A 24,122-nucleotide genomic window follows, 5' to 3' on the forward strand; every position below is an offset into this window, starting at 1 on the left:
CCACGTCCCCAGTATCGGCATCCCGACCCGCTCCGACGCCCCCGGTCCCGCCCCCTCAAGCCGGTGGTCCCGCCGGCCGAAGCTTCCAGACATGGGCACCCAGCAGGAACCCGTTCCGCCCCCCACCCCGGCGCCGCGCGCGGCCGATGAGGCGGTCCGCCGCGGGTACTGATCGCCATCACGGCGCTGGGGACGGCCATGGCTGCGCTGTCCCTGGCGGCGCCGGCCATGATCCGGCCCGCCGGGGGCGTCCCGTCCCAGGTGGGCGCCGCGCTGTTCGAGTGGGTGCTGTGGGTGCCGCTGTTCGGGCTGGTCCGGCGCGTCGCCATGCGGGCACATCGCACCAGGTCGGCCGTCGAGGTCGCGGGGTTGCACCTGACGGCGGCGGTGGGCCTGAGCGCGCTGCACACGGGGATCAGCGTGGCGGCTTGGTGGCTGGCCGGGTGGCTCCCGGCCGGGCTGGGCCTCGGAGCCGCCGCGCTGCGGCTCGGGCTGGACCAGGCCATCGGCAACGGCGTCGCCTACGGCGTGCTGGCCGCGGCCAGCCATGGGCTGGCGTACGTCTCGGACCTGCGCCGGGCGGAGGAGGAGCTCCGGAAGAGCCAGGAGCAGCTGTTCCAGTCGCAGAAGATGGAGGCGGTGGGGCGGCTGGCGGGGGGCGTGGCGCATGACTTCAACAACCTGCTCACCGTCATCGGCAACTACACCGCGCTGGTGCTGGACGACATGCCCGACGACGACCCGCGGCGCCAGGACCTGCTGGAGGTGCACCGCGCCAGCGACCGCGCCGCCGGCCTCACCCGGCAGCTGCTCGCCTTCAGCCGCCGGCAGGTGATGAAGCCGCGCGCCATCGACCTGGCCGGCGCCGCCAACGAGATGGCGGGCATGCTCCGCCGGCTGATCGGCGAGGACATCCAGCTGGTGGTCAAACCGCGGCCCGGCACCGGCCGGGCGGAGGCGGACCCGGTGCAGGTGGAGCAGATCCTGCTCAACCTGGTGGTGAACGCGCGCGACGCGATCCAGGGGCCGGGCACCGTGACGATCGAGACGGCCAACGCCGACCTCGACCATGAGTTCGCCCGGCTGCACCAGGGCGCCCGCCCCGGCTCATACATCATGCTCGCCGTCGGCGACACCGGCTCCGGCATGGACCGGGAGACGCAGCGCCGGATCTTCGAGCCGTTCTTCACCACCAAGCCGGTCGGCAAGGGCACCGGGCTCGGGCTCTCGACGGTGTACGGGATCGTCAAGCAGAGTGGCGGCTACATCGCGGTCTACAGCGAGCCCGGGCACGGCAGCGTGTTCCGGGTGTACCTGCCCCGCGCCGGCGCGGAGCAGCCCACGCCGCTCATCCCCGGGATGGTGCCGGCCCCCGCCGGGAGCGCCCTGGGCACGATCCTCGTGGTGGAAGACGAGGACACGGTGCGCGAACTGGTGCGCAAGGTCCTCGAGCGGCGCGGCTTCCGGATCCACAGCGCCGCCAACGGGCACGCCGCCCTCGAGCTCGCCGCGCGCCTCCGCGAGCCGATCCACCTCCTCCTCACCGATGTGGTCATGCCCGAGCTCAACGGGCGGGAGCTGGTGGAGCGGCTCAAGCTCTCCCACCCGGGACTCCAGGTGGTCTTCATGTCCGGCTACACCGACGACGCCCTGGCCAGCCGCGGCGCGCTGGGCCCCGAGGTCCGGTTCCTGGCCAAGCCGTTCGCCACCCGGGACCTGCTCAAGACCGTGCAGGAGGCGCTGGACGCGGGGGCCGTCGCGGACCAGCCGGCGTAGCCGCGGCCGTCCCCGACGCGACACGGGGTGGGTCCGCTCACGGACCCACCCCGTTCGCCGTCCCGCGCCCGCGGTCCGCCTACTTGAGGAACAGCATCTCGCGGTAGGAGGGCAGCGGCCACAGGTCGTCGGCCACGTGGCTCTCGAGCGCGTCGGCGTAGGTCCGGACCTGCGCCATGGCGGGCTTCACCTTGTCGCGGATCCAGGCCGCGTGCTTGGCCGGGTCGTCGTCGTGGTGGCCGGCCACCTTCTCCAGCGCCGCCAGCGACTCCTGGAAGCGGGAGACCAGGTTCACGAACTGCCCCAGCGCGGCCACGGTATCGTGGCACTTGACCCCGGCCGCCTCGGTGGCCGCGGCCGCGTCGGCCACCCGCCGCTGGTGCTGCAGCGCGGCCGGCAGGATGTGGGTGCGGCCGAGCGTGCTCATCGTCTCGGCCTCGATGGTCAGCTCCTTGTTGTACTTCTCGTAGGCGATCAGGAGCCGGCTGTCGTACTCGGACTTGTTGAGCACGCCGTACTTCTTGAACAGGTCGGAGTACTTCCGGGCCTTGAGCGCCGCGAGCGAATCCACGGTGTCATGCAGGTGCGGCAGGCCGCGCTGCTCGGCCTCATCGTGCCAGGCCTGGGAGTAGCCGTCGCCGCCGAAGATCACCCGCTTGTGCTGCTTGACCAGCTTCTTGAGCAGCGCCATGGCGGCCGACTGCACCCGGGCCGGGGTCGGGTTCTTGCCGACGGCCCGCTCCAGCTCGGTGGCCACCACGTCGAGCGACTCGGCCACGATCGTGTTGAGCACCGTGTTGGGCCAGGCGATCGTCTGGCTGGAGCCCACCGCGCGGAACTCGAACTTGTTGCCGGTGAACGCGAACGGGCTGGTGCGGTTGCGGTCGCCGGAGTGCCGCGGCAGGGTGGGCAGGGTCCGGGCGCCCAGGTCGATCACGCCGCCCTTGAGGGTCCGCTTGAGCTGGCCCTTCTCCACCTGGTCGAGGATGTCCTGCAGCATGTCGCCGAGGAAGATCGAGATGATCGCCGGCGGGGCCTCGTTGGCGCCGAGCCGGTGGTCATTCGCCGCCGAGGCGATCGAGCCGCGCAGCAGCTCGGCATGGAGGTCGACGGCCCGGATCACCGAGCAGAGGAACACCAGGAACTGCAGGTTGGTGTGGGTGTCGTCCTGCGGGTCGAGCAGGTTGTGGCCCTTGTCGGTGGCCATCGACCAGTTGTTGTGCTTGCCCGAGCCGTTCACGCCCGCGAAGGGCTTCTCGTGCAGGATCGCCGCCAGCCCGTGGCGCGGCGCCACCCGGCGCAGCGTCTCCATGGTCAGCATCTGGTGGTCGCTGCCGAGCTGGCTCATCTCGAAGATCGGCGCGATCTCGTACTGCGCCGGCGCCACCTCGTTGTGGCGGGTCTTCACCGGCACGCCCAGCGCCCACAGCTCCCGCTCCACCTCCGCCATGCAGGCGAGCACCCGCGCCGGGATGGTGCCGAAGTACTGGTCCTCGAGCTGCTGGCCCTTGGGCGGCCGGGTGCCGAAGAGCGTCCGGTTGCAGATGACCAGGTCCGGGCGCTGCCAGAACAGCTCCCGGTCGATCAGGAAGTACTCCTGCTCCGGTCCCACCGTGGTGAACACCCGGGTGGCGCCATGGCTGGTGCCGAAGATGCTGAGGATGCGCAGCGCCTGCTGCGACAGCGCCTCCATGCTGCGGAGGAGCGGGATCTTGGTGTCGAGGGCCTCGCCGGTCCACGAGACGAACGCCGTGGGGATCACCAGCGTGACCGTGCCGGTGCCCCGCACCAGGAAGGCCGGGCTGGTCACGTCCCAGGCGGTGTAGCCGCGGGCCTCGAAGGTGGCGCGCAGCCCGCCCGACGGGAAGCTCGAGGCGTCAGGCTCGCCCTGCACCAGCTCGTCGCCGGAGAAGTTGAAGATCACCCCGCCCTGGCCGTCCGGAGAGATCAGGCTGTCATGCTTCTCGGCCGTCAGGCCGGTCAGCGGCTGGAACCAGTGGGTGTAGTGCGTCGCCCCGTTCTCGATCGCCCAGTCCTTCATGGCGTTCGCCACCACGTCGGCGACGCTGTGATCGAGGGGTGCGCCCTGGTCGATCGTCTTGATCAGGCGCTTGAAGACGTCCTTGGGGAGCCGCTGGCGCATCACCGCGCGCGAAAAGACGTCGCGGCTGTACAATGCGTCCACGGGTTCGAGCTGGCCGCTCGTCGCAGGGGTGGTCACCGGTGGGGCCCTCAGGCAAAGGGTGTCGCGCACGGGGGCGCGGACTGGCGGCGGGGAAGATAACCAGCCGACGGGGCGGAACAAGCGGAGGGGCGGCCGTGCGGCCGCCCCCCCGAATGCCCCTCCGCAGCCCCCGTTCTCGCCCCCCGGCAGCGCCCCTCAGCGCCACTCCCGGACCCGGCGGTCCGGCAGCCGGACCACCCGGCCAGGGGGCGCGGCGTCGTTCTCCGGCAGCGGGGCGCTCCCCCGCGCCGCCCCCAGCTCCAGCACGCTGCGCAACCGCCGCAGCAGCTCCGACCCCGGCACGGGCTGCCGCGCCTCGTCGTAGTAGTCGAACCAGGGCAGCCCGGCCCGGCTGTAGTCCGCCGCGGTCGGCGGGCGGCCTGGAGGCGCCTGGCCCGTGATGGCCTGCCACACCACCGAGTTGGTCAGGTGCACGAACACCCGGCTCCCCTGCTCCAGGTCCCAGTCCGACAGCTCGAACCGGTCGGCGTAGATCTCCTGCCGCATCCGGCCGCCGGCGGCGAGCCCCATCTCCATCGGCGCGGCGCACACGGCCGCCCCGGCCTCCCGGCACAAGAGGCGGGATTCTCCTTTCGCGGGGCGCGGCGGACGCGGGGGAAAGCGGCGCTCGAAGGCGGCCCGCTTCATCGGGAACACCTGGACCTGGATGCCCCCGTGCTCCCCCCGCCCCGTGAGCTGCTCCTCGGCGGTGTACCCCTCGCCGAGCGGCATGGCCACGAACTGCCGGATCACGCCACGCTCCACGCAGTACCCGTCGAGCCAGGGCTGGCCGGGGTGCACCAGGTAATTCTGCGGACCGCGGTCGAGCCCGGACACCCACGGCTTGCCGGTCACCGCGTCGATCTTTCCGGTGGCGATCCGGATGGCGCAGGGCCAGGCCGTGCCCCGGTCTTCCAGCCGCGGGGCGGAGAAGTTGAGCCACAGCGCCTCGGCCTGGGACATGGGCAGCATCACGCCGCCATGCTCGAGCCAGACGGCCGGCACGTGGCCGGCGACGTCGTCCACGTGGCGCAGCGGGAAGCGTCCGAGCCCCGGGGGCAGCGGATAGTCGCGGCCGTCGTCGGGGATCCGGAGGGTCCGCTGGAAATCGATGTGCAGCCGCGCCCCGGGATGCACCGCCGGAAAGCGGAACTGCAGCGCGTCATTGGTCAGTTCGATCACACAACCTCCCCGGTGGTCCTGCCTGCGCTCCGCGACCACCCCGGCCGCCGGAGTCCCGCTACCACTTGCCGTCCCGCACCTCGCGCACCAGCCGGAGCACCGCGTGGTCCGGGAGGTGCCGCAGGTCCCGCAGCAACTCCGCAAACAGCTGCGGCCGCTTGAGGATGATCTTCTGCAGATCCGAGCCGACCTTTCCGGCCAGCGCCAGCAGCAGGTCGGGATCGATGCCCAGGTCTCCCGCCAGGGCCCGGATGGACTCCTCCGAGGGCGGGGCCTGCTCCCCCCGCTCGATCTTGCTGAGATACGAGGGCTCGAGCCCCACCCGGGCGGCGACCTGCCGCACGGAGAACCGGGGGTCCCCGGCCCGCAACATCTCCCGCCGGTGGCGAACGAAGTCGCCGAAGTTTTCAGGCATCGTGTAGTAGATACTACACACTACACACCACGGCCGCAAGTCCCCGCGCGGCTCCCCCGTTCACGGGTGCCTCACGCCGCCTTCATCGCCGGCGGCACACTGTACCAGCTGATGCGCGCGCTCCCCCTCGCCCCACCCGATCACGACCCGCCCCTGCCCAATCCCTGGCGCCACTGGCTGCGCTGGCCCGGGCTGTTCGGGTTGGCGGCCGTGCTGGCCGGCCTGCTGCTGGCACCCGCCCCGACCCTCCGGCTGGTGTGGGCCGTGGTGATCCCGCTGCTCCCGGTGACCTTCTTCCTTTCCCCGTCACTGTGGCGAGCCGCCTGCCCCCTCGCCACCCTCGATCTCCTCGGCGGGCCCGCCCGCGAGGGCCAGACCCTGGGCCGGGCCGCGGGGGCCCGCCTCAACGCGATCGGCATCACCTTGCTGCTCGGGATCATCCCCGCGCGGCGCGTACTCCTCGAGTTCGATGGCCGGACGATGGCCGCCACCCTGCTCGCCTTCGGCGCGATGGCGTACCTGGTGGGCCGGACGCGACCCGCAAAGGCCGGCTTCTGCAACGCGCTCTGCCCGGTGCTCCCGGTGGAGCGGCTCTACGGGCACGCGCCGCTGCTCCACCTCGGCGACACCCGCTGCCGTCCCTGCGTCCGCTGCACCACGGTGGGCTGCGTGGACCGGGCACCCCGGGAGGCGCTGGTGGCCCTGGGCGGCGGCCGCCGGCAGGCGGGCCGCTGGCTCCGGTCGGCACCCGGGCTGTTCGTGGCGGGGTTTCCGGGATTGATCGTGGGATTCGGCCTGCTGCCCGACCCGGGGCCGGCGTCGCTGGCGCGAGCCTACGGCCAGGTGCTGGCTGGGGTGGCCCTGTCGTGGCTGGCCGTGCTCCTGCTGCTGACGCTCCTGCGAACCGGCGTGGTCCCGGCCATCCGGGTCCTGTCCGTGCTCAGCGCGGGGCTCTTCTACTGGTTCGCGGCGCCGCACATGGCCGCGGCGCTGGGGGGCGGGCCGACGGCCGGGCCGGCGCTACGGGCGGGCTTCCTGCTGGTGGTGGCGTGGTGGGCCAGCCAGGGCCTGCGGCGACTCAGCGCGGCACCTGCCCATGCGGAGCCGTCAGGTGTCCCGAAAAGAGGAGGAACCCGAAACAGACCAGATTGATGGTCAGCAGCCAGCTCGCGGCGGTCCACGCGCGCCCCTTGGTGAAGGGCTGGTCCTTGAGCGCCCGCCCCCAGGTACCCGTGCCCCGACAGCAGCACGGCGTGGTAGAGCCCGTACAGCACGTAGTGCCAGGCGATCCCGTGCCAGAGTCCCATCAGGAGGAACGTGATCCCGAAGCCCGCCGACGCCGCGAGCTGCTTGTCCTTGAGCCAGCCCGCCTTGGTGTTGGCGAGCAGGAAGCGCATGTAGATCTGGTCGCGGAACCAGGTGGAGAGGCTGATGTGCCACCGGTTCCAGAAGTCCTGGATGCTGGTGGCCAGGTAGGGCCGGTTGAAGTTGGGCGGCACCCGGATGCCGCAGGCGTGGCTGACCGCGATGGCGATCCCGCTGTAGCCCGCGAAGTCGAAGAACAGGTAGGCGCTGTAGGCGTACATGTACGACAGCATCCCGCCCAGCCCCGGGAGCTTCGCCGCCGGGTCCATCCAGTACTGCTTGATCAGCGCGGCGACGATGAACTTGGCCAGCAGCCCGAGGTGCAGCTGCCACGCCGCGTGGTCGAGGTCGGCGAGCAGCTGGACGCGGCTCCGCGGGGCCTCGTAGTCCTTGAGGAAGCGGCGGAACCGGTCGATCGGCCCCGAGGACAGCGCGGGGAAGAAGCCCACGAACGCGGTGTAGGCCCCGGGCGCCAGGGTGGTGACCAGGCCGTCGCGCACCGCGAAGAGCACGTCGAGCGCGCGGAAGCAGACGTATGAGACGCCGAGGAAGCCGATCCGCGACGCGGGGGCCAGCACCGGCGCCAGCTTGACCGCGACCAGGGGGAGGAGCGCGAGCGCCAGCGCCGCGCGGAACCGGCCGGCGGGCGCCTTCTTGCCTCCGCCGGCCAGCAGCCACCGGGCCAGCAGCCACTGCCAGGCGCCGAACGCGAGCACCACCCACAGGTCACGGATCCGGCCCAGCCCGGGGACCAGGTTGCTGCTGGGCGCGTGATGCACCACCAGCATGAGCAGCGCGCTGGCGAGGATCCAGCGGCCGGCGGCGCGCCCACGCCAGCCGAGCCAGACGGCGGGCGCCACCAGCAGCGCCACCAGCGCGAAGTAGCTGAAGGAGGCGTAGGGCGTCACGGGCGGGCCGCGAGCGCCTTGCGGTCGATCTTGCCGTTGGGCGTCATGGGGAACGCCTCCACGAACAGGAACTTCCGCGGCACCATGTACGCCGGCACCCGCGCCGCCAGCGCCTCGCGCAGGCGGGTGGCCTTTTCCCGGTCGGTGCCCGCGGGGGCGTCGGCCAGCATGACATAGGCGGCCAGGGCATCCACCCGGCCGTCCTTCTCCACGGGCAGCACGGCCGCGCCGGCCACGCCGGGCAGCGCGCAGAGGTTGGCCTCGATGTCACCCAGTTCGATCCGGTGCCCGTGCAGCTTCACCTGGAAGTCCATCCGGCCCTCGCAGAACAGCAGGCCGTCGCGGACGTGCCCCCAGTCGCCGGTCCGGTAGGCCGGCGCGCCCTCGAAGCGGAAGAACGCCTTTTCAGTGAGGTCGGGGCGGTGCAGGTAGCCCGGGCTCACGTTGGGTCCCGCGATGACGATCTCGCCCCGCTCGCCGGCCGGCACCGGGCGCCGCTCGGCGTCGAGGATCACCACGCGGCTCCCCAGCATCGGCCGTCCGATCGGGAGCGGCGCATAGCGGGCCACGACCTCGCGATCCACTCGAATCGAAGTGGTGGCGATGGTGGCCTCGGTGGGACCGTAGGTGTTCCACACCTCCGCCCCGGGGAAACGGTCCAGGAGCTGGGTCACGGTGTCCGGCGGCAGCGCCTCGCCGCAGAAGAGGAACGTGCGCACGTCCGGCAGCATCCCCCGGGCAAACTTCCGCTCCACGAGACACAGCTGCGCGAACGCCGGCGTCGAGACCCACTCGGTCACGCCGGAGCTGCCGAGCATGGCAAAGAGCTGCTTGAGGTCGGCCACCTGTTCCTTGGTCACGCTGACCAGGGTGCCCCCGGTGAGGAGGCAGAGGTAGGTGTCCATGTGGGACACGTCGAAGCCGAAGATGCACTGGTTGAGCCAGGTGCCCCCGTCGGCGGGCCGCTGTTCCGCCAGCATCCACGCCAGGAAGTGCTCGAGGTTGCCGCGGGTGATGGGGACGCCCTTCGGGTCACCGGTGGAGCCCGAGGTGAACATGATGTAGTGCAGGTCGTCCGGGCCCACGGCGCGGACCGGCGGCTCGCCATGGTCGCCGGCGGAGAGCTCGGCGATCCGGGCCGGCTCCAGGGTGAGCGGCGCGCGGGCCAGCGCCACGATGCGCTCGGCGCGGGCGGGGGGGAGGCCGGTGTCGAGCGGCACGTAGGGGTGGCGGGTCCGCGCGCAGGCGAGGAACGCCACCAGCATCTCCGGTTCCTTGTGCCCGCGCACCACCACCGGCGAGGCGTCGTCGGGGAGGTGGGTGGCCAGCCACGCCGCGAGGGCCCGGGACCGGCGCAGCAGCTCGCCCCAGGTCATGGAGCGCGCCCCGCTCTGGTGCGCCACCCGGTCGGGCGTCTCGCGACCCCGGCGCTCGATCCGCGCGATGAGGTCCATGCTCAGAAGGCCTGGTAAATGAAGCTGGGCGTGTCGAAGGCGTGCAGCACCGCCATCGCCAGCAGCCCCAGCTGGACGGCGAGGTAGAAGGCGAGCCGCGCCGCGAAGCGGGCCCGCGGACTAGCGGAGGCGGTCATGATAGAAGGCGTCCAGCGCCTGGTTGGTGTAGACCCAGCCCTTGGGCGACTGGTGCCCGCCATCATCGCGCAGGAACCACTGGTCCATGTCGTGCTCCTCGAAGGTCACCACCGGCACGCCGCGCCGGGCACAGGCCGCGCGCAGGTGGTCATAGAACTCCTGCCGCTCCTCCGGCGTGGAGCCGCGGTAGTCCATCAGCCGCCCCATGTACGGCACGTTCACCACCAGCGGCCGGGCCCCGGCCCGCAGCAGCAGGTCGAGCTCGAGCTCCAGGTCCTGCCAGGCGGGCAGCGTATCGAGGTCGGGCACGGGCGGGGCGTGGGTCCGCTTCGACTCGAAGTAGGACCGGCGGGCCAGGAAGTAGCGGTCCTCGATCCCGTAGGGATTGGAGGCGGCCTCCGTGCGGTACAGCGATTCCGCCGCGGCGGCGAGGCGCGGCCAGTCGGGCGGCCCGGGCTCGGCGGCGGGTTGCAGCCGCTTGCGCCGGGCCACCCACCCCGCGCCCCAGAGCCGGATCTCGTCCTCGAGACCGAGCACCGCCCCCTGCAGCCGCCCCAGCGGGCGAAACAGCACGGCGAAGGCGCGGTCGCCCGGGCGGCCGTCGGCCACCGTCTCCAGGCCGAACTGGAGCAGTGGGTCCGCCTCGAGCGCGAGGGGGAAATCCAGGATGCGGTGGGCGATCCGGCGCGCGAGCGTATCGGTCGGCGGCCCCCACGCCACCGCCCCGGCCGCGAGCGGGGAGAAGTTCCCCGCGAACATCCCCCGGGTGAAGAAGCCGTCGGGATGGGTCAGGACGTTCGGCGCGACCTCGATCACGATGCGCTTGCCCCGGAGGGCCGCGCCCAGCGCATAGAAGGACTGGGCGTGATGGATGGGCAGCGTGCCCTTCCGCCCCACGGGGACCACGCGGAAGCCGGTGGGCGCCGAGCGGAACCAGTCCCCCGCGCGGTAGGGCACCGACTGGTTGAGTTCCGAGCTGCCGTACAGCAGGAGGAGGCTGTCGCGCTGGAGGGCGCGGCGCTGGAAGGCCAGCCCCATCGACTTCTGCTCGAAGGCGCGCGGCAGCAGGGACTCGACCTGGCGGTCCAGGGCGCGGCGCGCCGCCACGAGGGTGAGCGCGGCGACCGCACCGGTCAGCAGGAGCGCGAGCGCCGCGGGTCGCAGGTGTGCGCCAGCCACCCCGGCGGGCGGGGCGGCCGGGGTCACGCGGGCACCCGTTCCTCGATCCAGGCGATCAGCCGCGCCGGGGTGGCCCAGGTGTCCGCTTCGAGCTCGGCCGGCGAGATGTCGAGGCCGAACTCCTCGGCCAGGGCCACGATGAGCTCGACGGTCTTCATGGAGTCGAGCACGTGGTCGGCGTAGAGCGGAAGCTCGAGGTCGGTGCGGACCTCGTCGGTTTCGGCGACGACTGCAAGGCGGCCAAGCACCCGCTCGGCAAGGGACAGCGACATCGTCATGGATCGTCCGGGACGTGGGTCGGGAACGTGAGCGGCGCCTCCCGTGCGGCAAGTCGCGGACCGCGGGAAGCGCCGTTCATGAACCCATGACTGCAAGGAGTTAGCGGGCGCGCCGTGGTCGGCGTGTCACAGCCACCTGTGGAATCTGCGAGGCATGCACTCTCAATTCACCTAACTGTCATGTCGCCCGCAGCTCAGCGGACGCATGCGCCCGCCACCGGCGGCGCGGTCTCCGCGCTCCAGCCCGCGCCCGGCAGCCCCAGGCATTCGAGCAGGGTGGCCGCGATGTTCGCCTGGGTGGCCGCGACGCCGGCCACCACGCCCCGGTCCGGCGTCCGGGGACCGATGACGGCGAGCCAGATGGTCTCGGAGCCCGGCACGTCCTCGCCGTGGTCGGTCCAGTCGCGGGGGGTGTGACCACGGCCGTGGTCGGTGGTGAGGATGATGGTGGTGCGGCCGCGATAGGCCGGGAGGGACTCGACGGTCTGCCACAGTTCGCGCAGGAAGTCATCCAGCGCGTGCAGCGCGTCGAGCACCCGATCGTAGCGGCGGTTGTGCGCCAGGTCGTCGGTGTCGTTGAAGGCGAGGTACATCACCCGGGGATCGTGCCGTCGCAGCCACTCCAGCGCGAGGGCCCCGGTGAAGGCGTCGAGGCGGCTGCCCTCCCACAGCGCGAGGGCCCGGGGCTGCACGCCGAGGAGCCGGGCCATGATCGGCGTCTGCCGGTCGGCGGGGATGCTGTCGTAGCCGGCATTGACGAAGACCGCGCCCTCCTGGCTCGCGACGTAGAAGCGGAAGTTCTCCCACGAGGTGAAGGCGGCGACCCGCTCCGGGGCGAGGCGCAGCGTTGCGCGGACGTGCTCGAGCACCGTGCGATGCGGATAGCGGCGCTGGTCGTTGCTGGTCACGTCGGGCTGGGCGTGCCCGGTGAGGATCTCCTGGTAGCCGGGCGCGGAGAAGCCATGGGAGTTGGTGATGCGCATCGAGCTGCCGCGCGTGGGGTCGCCGAGCACCATGCCGCGGGGGGCGAGGGAGTCCCAGAAGAAGGGCATGACCGCCCGTCGGCGGGCCTCGGGGGTGTCGCGCCAGTAGTCCCGGCGCAGGCGCTCGAGGTCGTAGATGCCGCTGTCCTCTTCGCGGGCGCTCACGATGGTATCGAGGCCGCCGAAGAAGTCCTCGGCCCGGATGCCGTCGAAGGTGATGAGGATGACGCGGGCGTCGGCGGGGGCCTGGGCGCGGAGACCGACGGCGCCGCCGAGGACGAGCAGGGAGCACAGCAGCGCGCGGGGCGGGAGAGGCATCGTCTGGGCCGTGGAATGGAGAGGAGACAAAGTAGCGTGATCGGTCGGCGGGCTGCCGCCGGTGTTGCTGGATCTTGACAAATTTGGAGAATATGTAAACGTTTACATGCCCCTCGCACCGACAAGCCAGTCGGAGCCCGTTTCATATCGAGACACACAGATTCGCCCGTACCACCGCACACCCCATGTGCCGGTGCCGGGCCTCCGGCTCAGCGAGCCGCTCGCATGGCCACTATCAAGGACGTCGCCCGGCTGGCAGGGGTCTCCGTTGCCACCGTCTCCCGGGTCTACAACGACAGCGACCTGGTCCGGGACGACACCCGGGAGCGGGTGCAGCTGGTGGCGCAGCAGCTGGGGTACAGCCCGCACGGGGCGGCCCGCAGCCTCATCACCAGCCGTACCCACACCCTCGGGGTGCTGCTCCCCGATCTCTACGGCGAGTTCTTCTCGGAAGTCATCCGCGGCATCGACCAGCGGGCCCAGCAGGAGGGGTACCACGTTCTGGTCTCGAGCGCGCGGGAGGGCGGGCGGCCGCTGGAGGCCGCGCTGCGTTCGATGCGGGGCCGGGTGGACGGCCTGATCGTGATGTCGCCGGACATGGACGCCGGCGCCAGCCGCCGCGGGTTGCCGGAGCGGTTCCCGGTCGTGCTGCTCAACTGCCCCCCGACGGACACCGGGTACGACAGCCTGGGCATCGCCAACTTCGACGGGGCCGCGGCGATGGTGTCCCACCTGGCGGGCCAGGGACACCGGCGCATCGCGATCATCCGCGGCGCGGAGCAGAACTTCGACGCGGCGGAGCGGCTGCGGGGCTACCGGGCGGCCGTGGCCGAGCGCGGCCTCGAGGCCGACCCGGCGCTGGAGCTGCCGGGCGACTTCAGCGAGGCGGCGGGGCACGCGGCGGCGCGGCGGCTGCTCACCCTGTCCCGGCGGCCGACGGCGGTCTTCGCGGCCAATGACGGCATGGCGATCGGCGCCCTGGCGGCGCTGCGCGACGCCGGGGTCCGGGTCCCGGGCGAGGTGGCGGTCGCCGGTTTCGATGACATCCCGATGGCGCGCTATGTGGACCCGGCGCTGACCTCGGTGCACGTGGACATCAGCGCGCTCGGCGGGCGCGCGACCGACTGGCTCCTGGCGGGACTGCAGGGCCGGCCCGGGCAGGATCCCCGCCGTGAGATGTTGCCCACGACCCTGGTCGTGCGGCGCTCATGTGGCGCGCGGGCGGGCTAGGCTCCCCCTGAGGCCCCCGCCCGCGTGACGCAGCGTGATTCACCACCCCGGAGGAAAGGCTGCATGACCCCGAGAACCGTAGGACGATGGCTGGGAGGGATGCTCGCGTTGCTCGGGCTCCTCATCCTGGCGGCGGACGGTGCCTCCGCCCAGAACACGACCGGCACGATCCGCGGCTACGTGAAGGCCGCCAGCGGCGGCCCCCTGGCCGCGGCCGAGATCACCGCGCGGAACCCCGAGACCGGGGTGAGCCGCTCGACCACCAGCCGGGCGGACGGCTTCTACGTACTGCCGGGCCTGCCGCCGGCGCTGTACGAGGTGGCGGTGCGCCACATCGGCAACGCGCCGCAGGTGCGGCGGGTGCGGGTGCAGATCGGCGCGGTGGCGCTGGAGGACTTCACGCTGTCCGACCAGGCGGTGGAGCTCGAGGAGATCGCGGTCATCGCCGCCCCGGCGGCGGAAACCCGCACCTCGGAAGTGGCCACCAACGTCACGGCGGAGCAGATCGAGAAGCTGCCGACTCCGAGCCGCAACTTCCTGGACCTGGCGGCGCTCTCGCCGGGCGTCACCACGTCCGAGGACCGTATCAACGGCCAGACCCGCACCTTCCAGGGTGGCGGCCAGTCCCCGAACGCCGTGAACGTGTTCATCGACGGCACCAGCCTCAAGAACGACCTCACCGGCGGCGGCGTGAGCGGCCAGGATGCCAGCCGCGGCAATCCGTTCCCGCGCAACGCGATCCAGGAGTACCGGGTCATCAGCCAGAACTTCAAGGCCGAGTACCAGAACTCCAGCAGCTCGATCATCACCGCGCAGACCAAGTCGGGCGGCAACATCTGGTCCGGCAACGCCTTCTTCAGCTACCAGGACAAGGGGCTGGTGGCGCTCGACAGCTTCCAGCGGGCCGACAAGACCAACAACCCGGCGTTCAAGGAGCCCGAGTACGCCCGCTACCTGGTGGGCCTGAGCGCGGGCGGCCCGCTCATCAAGGACAAGCTGCACATCTTCGGCAGCTACGAGGGGAACTACCAGAACCGGCAGAACCGGGTGGCCATGACGCCGACTCCGACCGGCTTCGCCGCGCTCGACTCGGTGGACCTGGCGGGCTACAACGGCGCCTTCACCTCGCCGTTCCGGGAGTCGCTGTTCTTCGGCAAGGCCACCTACGCGGTGAGCGCGCACTCCTCGGCCGAGCTCAGCTTCAGCACCCGGCGCGAGACCGACGAGCGGGACTTCGGCGGCACCCGGTCGTTCCAGTCGGCGGTCAACTTCCGCCAGAACGTGTCGATCGGCCAGCTGCGGTACAACTGGTTCAGCGGCGCCTGGCTCAACGAGGCCAAGGTGGACTACAGCCACTTCCGCCGGAACCCGGAGCCCGCCACCGGGGGCCTGGCGTCGCGGATCTACCAGTACAACAACACCGACAACCGCATCGGCAGCGACCTGAGCACGCAGGACTTCCTCCAGAAGCGGATCGGCTTCCGGGACGACCTGACCTACTCGGGCTTCCAGGCCGGCGGGCAGCATGTGATCAAGACCGGCGTGAACGTCGATTTCGTGACCTACGATATCGTGAAGGACAACGACGGCACGCCCCGCTTCATGTACCGGGACAGCCTGAACGGGCTCTCCTACGCCTTCCGCAATCCGTACCAGCTCGTTTACGGCACCGGCAACCCGAACCTGGACACCAAGAACACCAAGATCGGGCTGTACCTGCAGGACGACTGGAGCCCGACCTCGCGCCTGACGTTCAACCTGGGCGTGCGCTGGGACTATGAAACGAACATGTTCAACACCGATTACAAGACCCCGCAGAACGTGATCGACACGCTGACGCGGTACAACGACTCGCTGCCGAGCCCGCTGGACCTCAACCGCTACACCACCAACGGCTCCGATCGCTCGCCGTTCGGGGGCGCGCTCCAGCCGCGGGTCGGGTTCTCCTACGCGCTCGACGACGCGAACACGACCACGATCTTCGGCGGCTTCGGCATCTACTACGACCGGACGATCTTCGACGTGTCGGTGGACGAGACCCTCAAGCTCTCGCACCCCACCTTCACGGTGAACTTCGCCCACCCGGATTCCGCCCCGGGCACCGGCGAGGTGGCGTGGAACGATTCCTACCTGGACGCCGACCGGGCCACCCTGGACCAGCTGGTGCACACCACCGGGACGCCCGAGGCCTGGCTGATCGACAACAAGGTCAAGGCCCCGAAGTCGCGGCAGTGGAACCTGGGCATCCGGCGGGTGTTCGGCAGCGTGACGGCCAGCGCCACCTACGTCGGCGTCCGCGGCGTGGACCAGCTGACCATGAACTGGGCCAACTTCGGCCTCAACCCGGACGGCTCCTGCTGCACCAGCTTCCCGATCAGCAACCACGGCTTCAGCAACTTCATCTACTCCACCAGCGACGGGAAGACGTGGTATGACGCGCTGCAGGTGCAGGTGGACCGGCCCTACCGCCGCACCAGCGAGAGGTTCGGCTGGGGCGCCGGGCTGGCGCTCACCTACGCCGAGCGCTCGGTGCAGGGCGTCGACGCCCTGGGCGACCTGTTCGCCTTTCCCAACACCAAGAACATTCCCAAGCACCCGGCCAACGACGAGAAGGTCCGCATCGTGGCCAACTGGATCATGGACGTACCGTTCCTGTATGGCATCCAGTTCGGCGGTCTCGTCACCCTGGGCAGCGGCAACCGCTCGGACGTGGGCTGCCCGGCCCGCTTCTGCGGCACCGGCTATGAGCGCGGGGGCTTTACACCGAAGCGCTACAACTTCATTGTCCCGGGGGCGTTTGCGTACCGGATGGTGGATCTCCGCGTCCGGAAGGACTTCCCGAACTTCGGGGGCAACACCCTCGGCGTGACGGTGGACCTGTTCAACGCCTTCAACTACCAGAACTTCGGGTGCTACAACACCGGCTCCAAGACCGACCCGAACTTCGGCAAGGCGGGGTGCGTGGTCAGCGACGCCCGCCGGTTCCAGCTCGGCATGGAGTACGCCTTCTAAGTCACCTCACCACAAGCCGCGGGGGGCCTTCCGGCCCTCCGCGGTGCTTCACCCCCTGCGCGGGGCTCCCCCATGTCCTTCCGTCGCGGCACCCCCGTGCTGGCCCTGTGCCTTCCGCTGCTCGCCGCCGCGTGCGGCGACGCCCCCGGCCCCGCGGCCGCCGCCCCACCGACCGCCCTGGAGCTGGCGTTTCTCGACACCCTCGAGCAGCGCACCTTCAACTTCTTCTGGGAACGCACCGACCCCACGACCGGCCTGACGCCGGATCGCTGGCCCACGCCGAGCTTCTCGAGTATCGCCGCGGTGGGGTATGCCCTCACCGCCTACCCGATCGGCGTCGAGCGGGGCTACATCACCCGGGCCGAGGCCGCCGAGCGCACCAAGACCACCCTCGCGTGGTTCTGGCAAGCGCCCCAGGGACCGGACGCGACCGGGATGAGCGGCCACCAGGGGTTCTTTTACCATTTCCTCGACATGCCCTCGGGCGCCCGCTTCCGCGACGTGGAGCTGTCGACGATCGACACCGCGCTCCTGCTGGCGGGGGTGCTGTTCTGCCGCGAGTACTACGATGGCCCTGACGCCACCGAGACCGGCATCCGCGCCCTGGCCGACTCGCTCTACCGCCGGGCCGACTGGCAGTGGGCGCAGCGGACCCCGCCCCTGGTGAACATGGGCTGGAAGCCGGAGGACGGCTGGCAGCCGCTCGACTGGCGGGGCTACGACGAGGCCATGATCGTCTACCTGCTGGCCCTGGGCTCCCCCACCCACCCGGTGGACAGCACCGCCTGGGCGGCGTGGAGCGCCACATACCAGTGGGGCACGTACCACGGCCAGGCCCACGTCGGGTTCGCGCCGCTGTTCGGGCACCAGTTCTCCCACGTGTGGGTGGACTTCCGTGGCATCCAGGACCCCTACATGCGGTCGCGGGGCCTCGACTACTTCGAGAACAGCCGCCGGGCCACGCTGGCGCAGCGGGCCTACGCCATCGCCAACCCCGACGGGTGGCGCGGCTACGGGAAGGACGCGTGGGGGATCTCGGCGTCCGACGGCCCGGCCGACGTCACGCTGCCCTACAATGGCCGGGACCGGCGGTTCTTCACCTACGCGGCGCGGGGGGCCTCCTTCACCGAGGTCCGGGACGACGGCACGATCTCCCCGATGGCCTCCGCCTCGTCCCTGCCCTTCGCGCCGGAGGTGGTGCTCCCCACCCTGGTGGCCATGCGTGAGACCTACGGCGACGCGCTCTTCGGCCAGTACGGCTTCGTCGATGCCTTCAACCCCACCTTCCAATTTCCCGGCGTGACGCCGAGCCAGGGGCGCATCGTGCCCGGTGTGGGGTGGTTCGATACCGACTACCTCGGCCTGGATCAGGGGCCCATCGTCGCCATGACCGCGAACTACCGCCGCGACTTTGTCTGGAAGTACATGCGGAAGAGCCCGTACCTCATCCAGGGGCTGCGCCGCGCGGGGTTCACCGGAGGGTGGCTGGGCTCGTGAACCGCGCCGGCGCGGCAGCCCTCCTGGCGGCGCTGCTGCTGGGCTGCGGGGGTGAGCGCGGCGCACCTGCGACCACGCTCCGCTTCTGGGCCTTCGGGCGCGAGGGCGAGGTGGTGCAGGCGCTGGTGCGCGACTGGGAGCGCGGGCACCCGGGGGTGCGGGTCGAGGTGCAGCAGATTCCCTGGAGCGCGGCGCACGAGAAGCTCCTCACCGCGCACGTGGGCCACGCCACCCCGGACCTGGCACAGCTGGGCAACACCTGGGTCCCGGAGCTCGTGACCCTGGACGCCCTGCTCCCGCTCGACAGCCTGCAGCGCGCCGCGGCGGACATGGACACCAGCGGGCATTTCCCCGGGATCTGGGCCACCAACGTGGTGGACGGCCGGCTGTGGGGGATCCCGTGGTACGTGGATACGCGGGTGCTCTTCTACCGCCGGGACCTCCTGGCCCGCGCGGGCTACGCCCGCATGCCGGAGGACTGGGCCGGCTGGCTCGAGGCCATGCGCGCGCTCAAGCGGCTGGGGGGCGAGCGGCGGTACGCCATCTTCCTCCCGCTCAACGAGTGGCCGCCGCAGGCCATCCTCGGGCTGCAGCAGGGCTCCCCGCTGCTCACCGCGGACGGGCGCGGCGCCTTCGGCGACAGCGCCTTTGCGCGGGCGTTCGACTTCATGCTCAACCTGTACCGCGAGGGGCTGGCGCCGCCGGTGTCCAACACCGAGATCGCCAACCTCTACCAGGAGTTCGCCCGGGGCACGTTCAGCATGTACATCAGCGGCCCCTGGAACCTGGGCGAGTTCCGCCGCCGCATTCCCGCCGACCAGCAGCACGCCTGGGCCACCGCGCCGCTCCCCGGCCCCACCGGCGCGGCCTCCGGCGTGTCGCTCGCCGGCGGGGCGAGCCTGGTGATCTTCCGCGCCTCGCGGCAGCAGGCGCTGGCGTGGGACCTGGTCCGCTACCTCTCCCAGCCGGCCCAGCAGGCGCGGTTCTACCACCTGACCGGTGACCTCCCCGCCCGCCGGGAGGCCTGGGCCGACAGCGCGCTGGCTGCCGACAGCGCGGCGGCCGCCTTCCGGGTGCAGCTCACCCGCGCCGTCCCGACGCCGATGGTCCCGGAGTGGGAGCAGGTGACCACCAAGATCATGGACCAGACGGAGGCGGCGGTGCGCGGCGGAGTGACGCCGGCCGAGGCGCTCGCCGCGCTCGACCGCGAGGTGGACCGGCTGCTCGAGCGGCGGCGCTACCTGCTGGCCCGGCGGCCGGGGCCGGAGCGGTGAGCCGCCCCGAGGCGCGGGCGGAATCGCGGGCGGGGTGGCTCTTCATCACGCCCGCCCTGGCCCTCATCACGGTGTTCTTCGTCCTGCCGGTGCTGGCGGCCTTCGGGCTCTCGTTCACCGACTTCGACATCTACTCCATCGGCGATCCGGGGAGCACGCGGTTCATCGGCCTCGGGAACTACCGCACCCTGTGGGACAGCCCGCTCTTCTGGACGGCGCTCCGCAATACCACCTGGTTCGTGGTGCTGGGCGGGCCGCTCTCGGTGCTGGCCTCGCTGGTGGCGGCGGTGCTGGTGCACTCGAAGCTGGTGCGGTTCCGCCCGCTCTTCCGGAGCGCCTTCTTTGCCCCGTGGGTCACCACGCTGGTGGCGGTGGCGCTGGTGTGGCGCTACGTCTACCACCCGCAGTACGGCCCGCTCAATGCGCTGCTGCAGGCCGTGGGGCTGCCGGCCATCGACTGGCTGGGCCACCCGGCGTGGGCCATGCCGGCGATCGTGCTGGTCTCGGTGTGGAAGAACTTCGGCTACAACATGCTGGTGTTCCTGGCCGGCCTGTCGAACATCCCCGAGGAGCTGTACGAAGCGGCGGAGCTCGATGGCGCGGGGGCGTGGCACCGGTTCCGGCACGTGACCGTGCCGATGCTCGGGCCGACCTTCGTCTTCGTGGGCGTGGTCACGATGATCGCGAGCTTCCAGGTCTTCAGCGAGCCGTACGTGATGACGCAGGGCGGGCCGCTCAAGAGCACCCTCACCCTGATGCTGCTCATGTACGAGGAGGGCTTCCGCTGGTGGCGGCTGGGCTTCGCCACCGCGATCGCGGTGGTCCTCTTCCTTTTGACCCTGGCCGGGACGCTGATCCAGCTGCGGCTGCGGCGGGAGCCCGTGGCATGAGCCGCCGCCTGCTCCGCACGGTGCTGCTGCACGCCCTGCTGCTCGTGGGCGCGGGCTTCGCCGCGGGGCCGCTCCTGTGGATGGTGTCGGCCAGCCTCATGGCGCCCGGCGAGGCCAACCACGCGCCGCCCCCGCTCGTCCCCTCCGACCCGACGCTGGAGCACTACCGCGCGCTGTTCGAGAGCCAGCACCTCGGCCGCTACTTCCTCAACAGCCTGATCATCGCGGTGGGCGGCACCCTCCTCGGGGTGCTGCTCACCGGGATGGCGGGGTACGCCTTTGCCAAGCTGCGCTTCCGGGGGCGGCAGCCGCTCTTCCGGGCCCTGCTCTACGGGATGGTGGTCCCGGGCCAGGTGGCGATGCTGCCGATGTTCCTCCTGCTCCGCGAGATGGGGCTCATCAACACGCTGTTCGGCGCGATGATCCCGGTGCTCGCCCCGATCTACGGCATCTTCCTGGTGCGACAGTACGCCCTCTCCATCCCGGACGACCTGCTCGACGCGGCGCGCCTCGATGGCGCCGGGGAGTGGCGGCTGTTCCGCTCGGTGGTGCTGCCGGCGATCGCCCCGGTGCTCGCCACCCTCGGCGTGTTCACCTTCCTGTCCGCGTGGAACGACTTCATGTGGCCGCTGATCGTCCTCAGCGACGACCGGCGCTACACCCTGCCGGTGGCGCTGGCCAACCTGGCCGGCGAGCACGTGCAGGACGTGGAGCTGATCATGGGGGGCGCGGTGGTGACGGTCTTGCCGGTGTTCGTCGCCTTCCTCTTCCTGCAGCGCTACTACATCCAGGGCATCATGGCCGGGAGCGTGAAGGGATGATCGCCGCACTGCTGCTGGTGGCCGGGCTGGGCGGCCAGGCCGACACCCTCGCGCCACGGCTGCTCGACAGCTTCGAGCGGCCGGAGGCGTGGAGCGCCCACCCCGCGGATGGCGTGCGGGCCACGCTGCGGGGCGAGCTGGGGCACCGCGGCCACGCGCTGCGGATGGACTTCGACTTCCAGGGCGGCGGCGGCTACGCGATCGCCCGCCGCACGCTGCCGGTCGACCTCCCCGCCAACTACGCCTTCACCTTCTGGCTCCGCGCCACCGGGCCCGCGAACACCCTCGAGTTCAAGCTGGTCGACGCCTCGGGAGAGAACGTCTGGTGGTACACCGAGCGGGACCGGTCCTTCGACGGCGTCTGGCGACGGGTGACGATCCGCAAGCGCCAGATCACCTATGCCTGGGGCCCGCAAGGGGGCGGGGAGCTGGGCCACGTCGCGGCGCTGGAGCTGGTGATCACCGCCGGCCGGGGGGGCCGCGGCACCGTCTGGTTCGACGAACTGGAACTCACCCCCCTCCCCGTGGCCGGTCCCTACACCGGCGCCCCGCTGGCCCGGGCCTGGAGCAGCCTCCGGGGCGCTCCCGCCGCCCTGGCCGTCGATGGCGATACCTCGACCGCCTGGCGCAACGCGGCGGGCGGGGCCCGCGACACGGCGACCGGCGGCCCGCCGCGCGCCCTGACCATCGACTTCGGGCGGCCGCGAGAGTTCGGCGGCCTTTCCCTCTTCTGGCGCCCGGGCGGGGCCTCCGCCACCTACGACGTGCAGCTCTCCGACGACGGGCGCGCCTGGCGCACGGTGCGCCGGGTGACCGAGGGCAACGGTGGCCGCGATGACCTCCAGCTCCCGGACACCGAGACCCGGTGGCTCCGCCTGCTGCTCCGCGACGCGCTGGCCGGTCGCCGCTTTGCGCTGGGCGAGGTCGTGGTGCAGCCGCTGGCGTGGGGCGCCACCCGCAACGCCTTCTTCGGGGCGCTTGCGGCGTTGGCCCCCGCGGGCAGCTTCCCCCGGTACTGGAGCGGCCGACGCGCGTACTGGACCGTCGTGGGCCTCGATGCCGCGCGCGAGGAGGCGCTCTTCGGCGAGGATGGCGCGGCCGAGGTGGGCAAGGGCGACTTCTCGGTGGAGCCGTTCCTGCGGGACGGGGGCCGGACCCTCAGCTGGCACGACGTCATCCCCGAGCCCACGCTCGAGGATGGCGTGCTGCCCATCCCCTCCACTACCTGGCGCATGCCAGGGCTCTCGCTCACCGTCACCGCCTTCGCCGTCGGGGAGCCGAGCCACCCGAACCTGGTGCTGCGCTACCGCCTGCGGAACGAGGGTCAGGCGCCGCGCACCCCGACGCTCTATGCGGCGGTCCGGCCCTTCCAGGTGAACCCGCCCAGCCAGTTCCTGAATACCAGCGGTGGCGCCGCCCGCATCGACAGCGTGCGGTGGACCGGCCGGGCCCTCAAGGTGAACGCGGACCGCCTGGTGATCCCGCTGACCCGGCCCGGGGCGGTGGGGGCCACCAGCTTCGATGCCGGCGAGATCGCGTCCCACCTGCTGCGGGGCACGCTCCCCGTGGCGACCCGTGCCCGCGACCCCTTCGGTGCCGCCTCGGCGGCGCTGGCGTGGCCGCTGACCCTCGGGCCGGGCGATTCGGCGTCCGTCTATCTCGAGGTGCCGCTCACTCCCGGTGGCCGCCAGGCCCTCCCGGCCAACGATCCCGCGGTCGTGGAGCAGGCACTCGCCGAGACCCGCGGCTGGTGGCACGAGCGGCTGGAGCGGACCCGGATCCTGCTGCCGCCCTCGGGCGGGCACCTGGCCCGGACCATCGAGAGCACGCTCGCGTGGATCCTGGTCAATCGCGATGGCCCGAGCATCCAGCCCGGGTCGCGCAGCTACGAGCGCTCCTGGATCCGGGACGGCTCGCTCACCTCGGCGGCGCTGCTCCGGTTCGGGCACCCGGAGGTGGTGCGGGACTTCGTCCGCTGGTTCGCCGGCTTCCAGTATCCCAGCGGCAAGGTGCCCTGCTGCGTCGACGCGCGCGGGGCCGATCCCGTGCCCGAGCACGACAGTCATGGCCAGCTGGTGTACCTGGTGGCCGAGTACTGGCGGCACACCGGCGACACCGCGCTGGTGCGAGAGCTGTGGCCGCACGTGACCGCCGCGGTCAGTTACCTCGACTCGCTGCGCCAGACCCGCCGGACCGGGGAGTATCGCTCGGGGCCCGGGGAGGTATTCTTCGGCCTGCTCCCGCCCTCGATCAGCCACGAGGGGTACTCCGCCAAGCCCATGCACTCGTACTGGGACGACATCTTCGCGCTGCGGGGGTTCACCGACGCGGCCCGGATGGCCGAGGTCCTGGGTGATGCCGCGGCGGCCAGCCGCTACGGCGCGCTGCGCGACGCGTTCCGCGCCGACCTGCTCGCCTCGTGGGCGCGGGTGATGGCGCGCGACGGCATCGACTACCTCCCCGGGGCCGCCGACCTCGGCGACTTCGACGCCACCTCCACCACGGTGGCGGTGTCGCCGGGCGGGCTGCAGGGGATCGTGCCCGACGCGGCCCTCCGCGCCACCTTCGCGCGCTACTGGCGGCAGGCGCGTGCCCGGGCCGACAGCGGCAGCACCTGGGAGAACTACACGCCGTACGAGCTGCGGACGGTGGGGACCCTGCTCCGGCTGGGGTGGCCCGACCGCGCCCGGGCGCTGCTGGAGCAGTTCCTGGCCGACCAGGAACCGACGGGCTGGAACCAGTGGCCGGAGGTGGTCTGGCACGACCGCCGCGTGCTCAAGTTCATCGGGGACAGCCCGCACACCTGGGTGGGATCGGATTTCCTCCGCTCCGCCGCAGACCTCTTTGCCTACGAGGATGAGGCGGACGGGTCGCTGGTGCTCGGCGCCGGGCTCGATCCCCGCTGGCTCGAGGGCGAGGGGGTCCGCGTGGAGCGCCTCGGCACCTGGTGGGGCCCGCTGAGCTACACGGCGCGGCGGGAGGAAACGTCGGTGCGGGTGCGCCTCGGCGCCGGGCTCCGGCCGCCGCCCGGCGGGATCCGCGTGATGGTGCCGGGCGGACCCCCGCCCCGTCAGGTCCTGGTGGATGGCGTGGCGCAGCCGGCGCCATCCGATGGCGTCGTCCTGCTCCGCCGCGTGCCGGCGGAGGTCGTCGTTGTTTACTGATCGCAAGGGAGGGT

The 24,122-nt window shown here is 71.7% G+C and carries 16 protein-coding genes; 8 read left to right on the forward strand and 8 right to left on the reverse strand.

The annotated features are described in order from the left end of the window. Nucleotides 1-198 precede the first annotated feature (198 nt). Nucleotides 199-1,776: a response regulator gene (locus IPJ95_00550; protein ID MBK7922117.1), complete on the forward strand. Its 1,578-nt coding sequence runs from the start codon at nucleotides 199-201 to the stop codon at nucleotides 1,774-1,776. Between the two features lie 79 nt (nucleotides 1,777-1,855). Here the strand turns inward: IPJ95_00550 and IPJ95_00555 are convergent, their stop codons facing one another. The 8 genes from IPJ95_00555 to IPJ95_00590 form a co-directional block, all read right to left on the reverse strand. Next, nucleotides 1,856-3,919, reverse strand: a complete 2,064-nt coding sequence (locus IPJ95_00555) for a glutamine synthetase III (GenBank protein ID MBK7922118.1) — start codon at nucleotides 3,917-3,919, stop codon at nucleotides 1,856-1,858. Nucleotides 3,920-4,156: 237 nt separating this feature from the next. Next, nucleotides 4,157-5,182, reverse strand: a complete 1,026-nt coding sequence (locus IPJ95_00560; GenBank protein ID MBK7922119.1) for a hypothetical protein — start codon at nucleotides 5,180-5,182, stop codon at nucleotides 4,157-4,159. A gap of 58 nt (nucleotides 5,183-5,240) precedes the next feature. Then, a complete protein-coding gene (locus IPJ95_00565; GenBank protein ID MBK7922120.1) occupies nucleotides 5,241-5,597 on the reverse strand; it encodes a helix-turn-helix domain-containing protein in 357 nt (118 codons plus the stop codon). A 956-nt stretch (nucleotides 5,598-6,553) separates the two neighbouring features. Beyond that, nucleotides 6,554-7,870 carry a D-alanyl-lipoteichoic acid biosynthesis protein DltB gene (locus IPJ95_00570; GenBank protein ID MBK7922121.1) on the reverse strand — a complete coding sequence of 439 codons (1,317 nt, stop codon included), beginning with the start codon at nucleotides 7,868-7,870 and terminating at the stop codon, nucleotides 6,554-6,556. Further along, on the reverse strand, nucleotides 7,867-9,324 hold the full coding sequence (gene dltA / locus IPJ95_00575; protein ID MBK7922122.1) for a D-alanine--poly(phosphoribitol) ligase subunit DltA: 1,458 nt from the start codon (nucleotides 9,322-9,324) through the stop codon (nucleotides 7,867-7,869). The genes IPJ95_00570 and dltA overlap by 4 nt, the downstream gene beginning before the upstream one ends. A 120-nt stretch (nucleotides 9,325-9,444) precedes the next feature. Further along, a complete protein-coding gene (locus IPJ95_00580) occupies nucleotides 9,445-10,668 on the reverse strand; it encodes a hypothetical protein (protein MBK7922123.1) in 1,224 nt (407 codons plus the stop codon). Continuing rightward, on the reverse strand, nucleotides 10,665-10,913 hold the full coding sequence (gene dltC, locus IPJ95_00585) for a D-alanine--poly(phosphoribitol) ligase subunit 2 (protein MBK7922124.1): 249 nt from the start codon (nucleotides 10,911-10,913) through the stop codon (nucleotides 10,665-10,667). The genes IPJ95_00580 and dltC overlap by 4 nt, the downstream gene beginning before the upstream one ends. Nucleotides 10,914-11,113: 200 nt before the next feature. Then, entirely contained in the window at nucleotides 11,114-12,220 is a 1,107-nt protein-coding gene (locus tag IPJ95_00590) for an alkaline phosphatase family protein (GenBank protein ID MBK7922125.1), read from the reverse strand. 225 nt (nucleotides 12,221-12,445) lie between these two features. Here IPJ95_00590 and IPJ95_00595 point away from each other — a divergent pair, with 225 nt between their 5' ends. From IPJ95_00595 to IPJ95_00625, 7 genes are all read left to right on the forward strand, one after another. Then, nucleotides 12,446-13,450 (forward strand): LacI family DNA-binding transcriptional regulator, encoded by a 1,005-nt coding sequence (locus tag IPJ95_00595; GenBank protein MBK7922126.1) that lies wholly within the window; start codon nucleotides 12,446-12,448, stop codon nucleotides 13,448-13,450. A gap of 99 nt (nucleotides 13,451-13,549) precedes the next feature. Then, on the forward strand, nucleotides 13,550-16,462 hold the full coding sequence (locus IPJ95_00600; GenBank protein ID MBK7922127.1) for a TonB-dependent receptor: 2,913 nt from the start codon (nucleotides 13,550-13,552) through the stop codon (nucleotides 16,460-16,462). 72 nt (nucleotides 16,463-16,534) lie between these two features. Further along, on the forward strand, nucleotides 16,535-17,959 hold the full coding sequence (locus tag IPJ95_00605; protein MBK7922128.1) for a Tat pathway signal protein: 1,425 nt from the start codon (nucleotides 16,535-16,537) through the stop codon (nucleotides 17,957-17,959). Continuing rightward, complete coding sequence (locus IPJ95_00610; GenBank protein ID MBK7922129.1) at nucleotides 17,944-19,233, forward strand: extracellular solute-binding protein; 1,290 nt, start codon at nucleotides 17,944-17,946, stop codon at nucleotides 19,231-19,233. The genes IPJ95_00605 and IPJ95_00610 overlap by 16 nt, the downstream gene beginning before the upstream one ends. Then, on the forward strand, nucleotides 19,230-20,123 hold the full coding sequence (locus tag IPJ95_00615) for a sugar ABC transporter permease (protein ID MBK7922130.1): 894 nt from the start codon (nucleotides 19,230-19,232) through the stop codon (nucleotides 20,121-20,123). Before IPJ95_00610 ends, IPJ95_00615 begins: the two co-directional genes overlap by 4 nt. Continuing rightward, complete coding sequence (locus IPJ95_00620) at nucleotides 20,120-20,944, forward strand: carbohydrate ABC transporter permease (GenBank protein MBK7922131.1); 825 nt, start codon at nucleotides 20,120-20,122, stop codon at nucleotides 20,942-20,944. The genes IPJ95_00615 and IPJ95_00620 overlap by 4 nt, the downstream gene beginning before the upstream one ends. Next, complete coding sequence (locus IPJ95_00625) at nucleotides 20,941-24,108, forward strand: discoidin domain-containing protein (protein MBK7922132.1); 3,168 nt, start codon at nucleotides 20,941-20,943, stop codon at nucleotides 24,106-24,108. The genes IPJ95_00620 and IPJ95_00625 overlap by 4 nt, the downstream gene beginning before the upstream one ends. Nucleotides 24,109-24,122: the final 14 nt, after the last annotated feature.

The sequence above is a fragment of the Gemmatimonadota bacterium genome (assembly GCA_016713785.1).
In the GTDB taxonomy this organism is placed as follows: domain Bacteria; phylum Gemmatimonadota; class Gemmatimonadetes; order Gemmatimonadales; family GWC2-71-9; genus JADJOM01.

What these genes read in the sequence shown, in the direction of transcription:
- IPJ95_00550 (MBK7922117.1), top strand. Translation starts at nt 199, where the DNA reads ATGGCTGCGCTGTCCCTGGCGGCGCCGGCCATGATCCGGCCCGCCGGG.
- IPJ95_00555 (MBK7922118.1), bottom strand. Translation starts at nt 3,919, where the DNA reads ATGCGCCAGCGGCTCCCCAAGGACGTCTTCAAGCGCCTGATCAAGACG.
- IPJ95_00565 (MBK7922120.1), bottom strand. Translation starts at nt 5,597, where the DNA reads ATGCCTGAAAACTTCGGCGACTTCGTTCGCCACCGGCGGGAGATGTTG.
- dltA (MBK7922122.1), bottom strand. Translation starts at nt 9,324, where the DNA reads ATGGACCTCATCGCGCGGATCGAGCGCCGGGGTCGCGAGACGCCCGAC.
- dltC (MBK7922124.1), bottom strand. Translation starts at nt 10,913, where the DNA reads ATGTCGCTGTCCCTTGCCGAGCGGGTGCTTGGCCGCCTTGCAGTCGTC.
- IPJ95_00590 (MBK7922125.1), bottom strand. Translation starts at nt 12,220, where the DNA reads ATGCCTCTCCCGCCCCGCGCGCTGCTGTGCTCCCTGCTCGTCCTCGGC.
- IPJ95_00595 (MBK7922126.1), top strand. Translation starts at nt 12,446, where the DNA reads ATGGCCACTATCAAGGACGTCGCCCGGCTGGCAGGGGTCTCCGTTGCC.
- IPJ95_00600 (MBK7922127.1), top strand. Translation starts at nt 13,550, where the DNA reads ATGCTCGCGTTGCTCGGGCTCCTCATCCTGGCGGCGGACGGTGCCTCC.
- IPJ95_00605 (MBK7922128.1), top strand. Translation starts at nt 16,535, where the DNA reads ATGTCCTTCCGTCGCGGCACCCCCGTGCTGGCCCTGTGCCTTCCGCTG.
- IPJ95_00620 (MBK7922131.1), top strand. Translation starts at nt 20,120, where the DNA reads ATGAGCCGCCGCCTGCTCCGCACGGTGCTGCTGCACGCCCTGCTGCTC.
- IPJ95_00625 (MBK7922132.1), top strand. Translation starts at nt 20,941, where the DNA reads ATGATCGCCGCACTGCTGCTGGTGGCCGGGCTGGGCGGCCAGGCCGAC.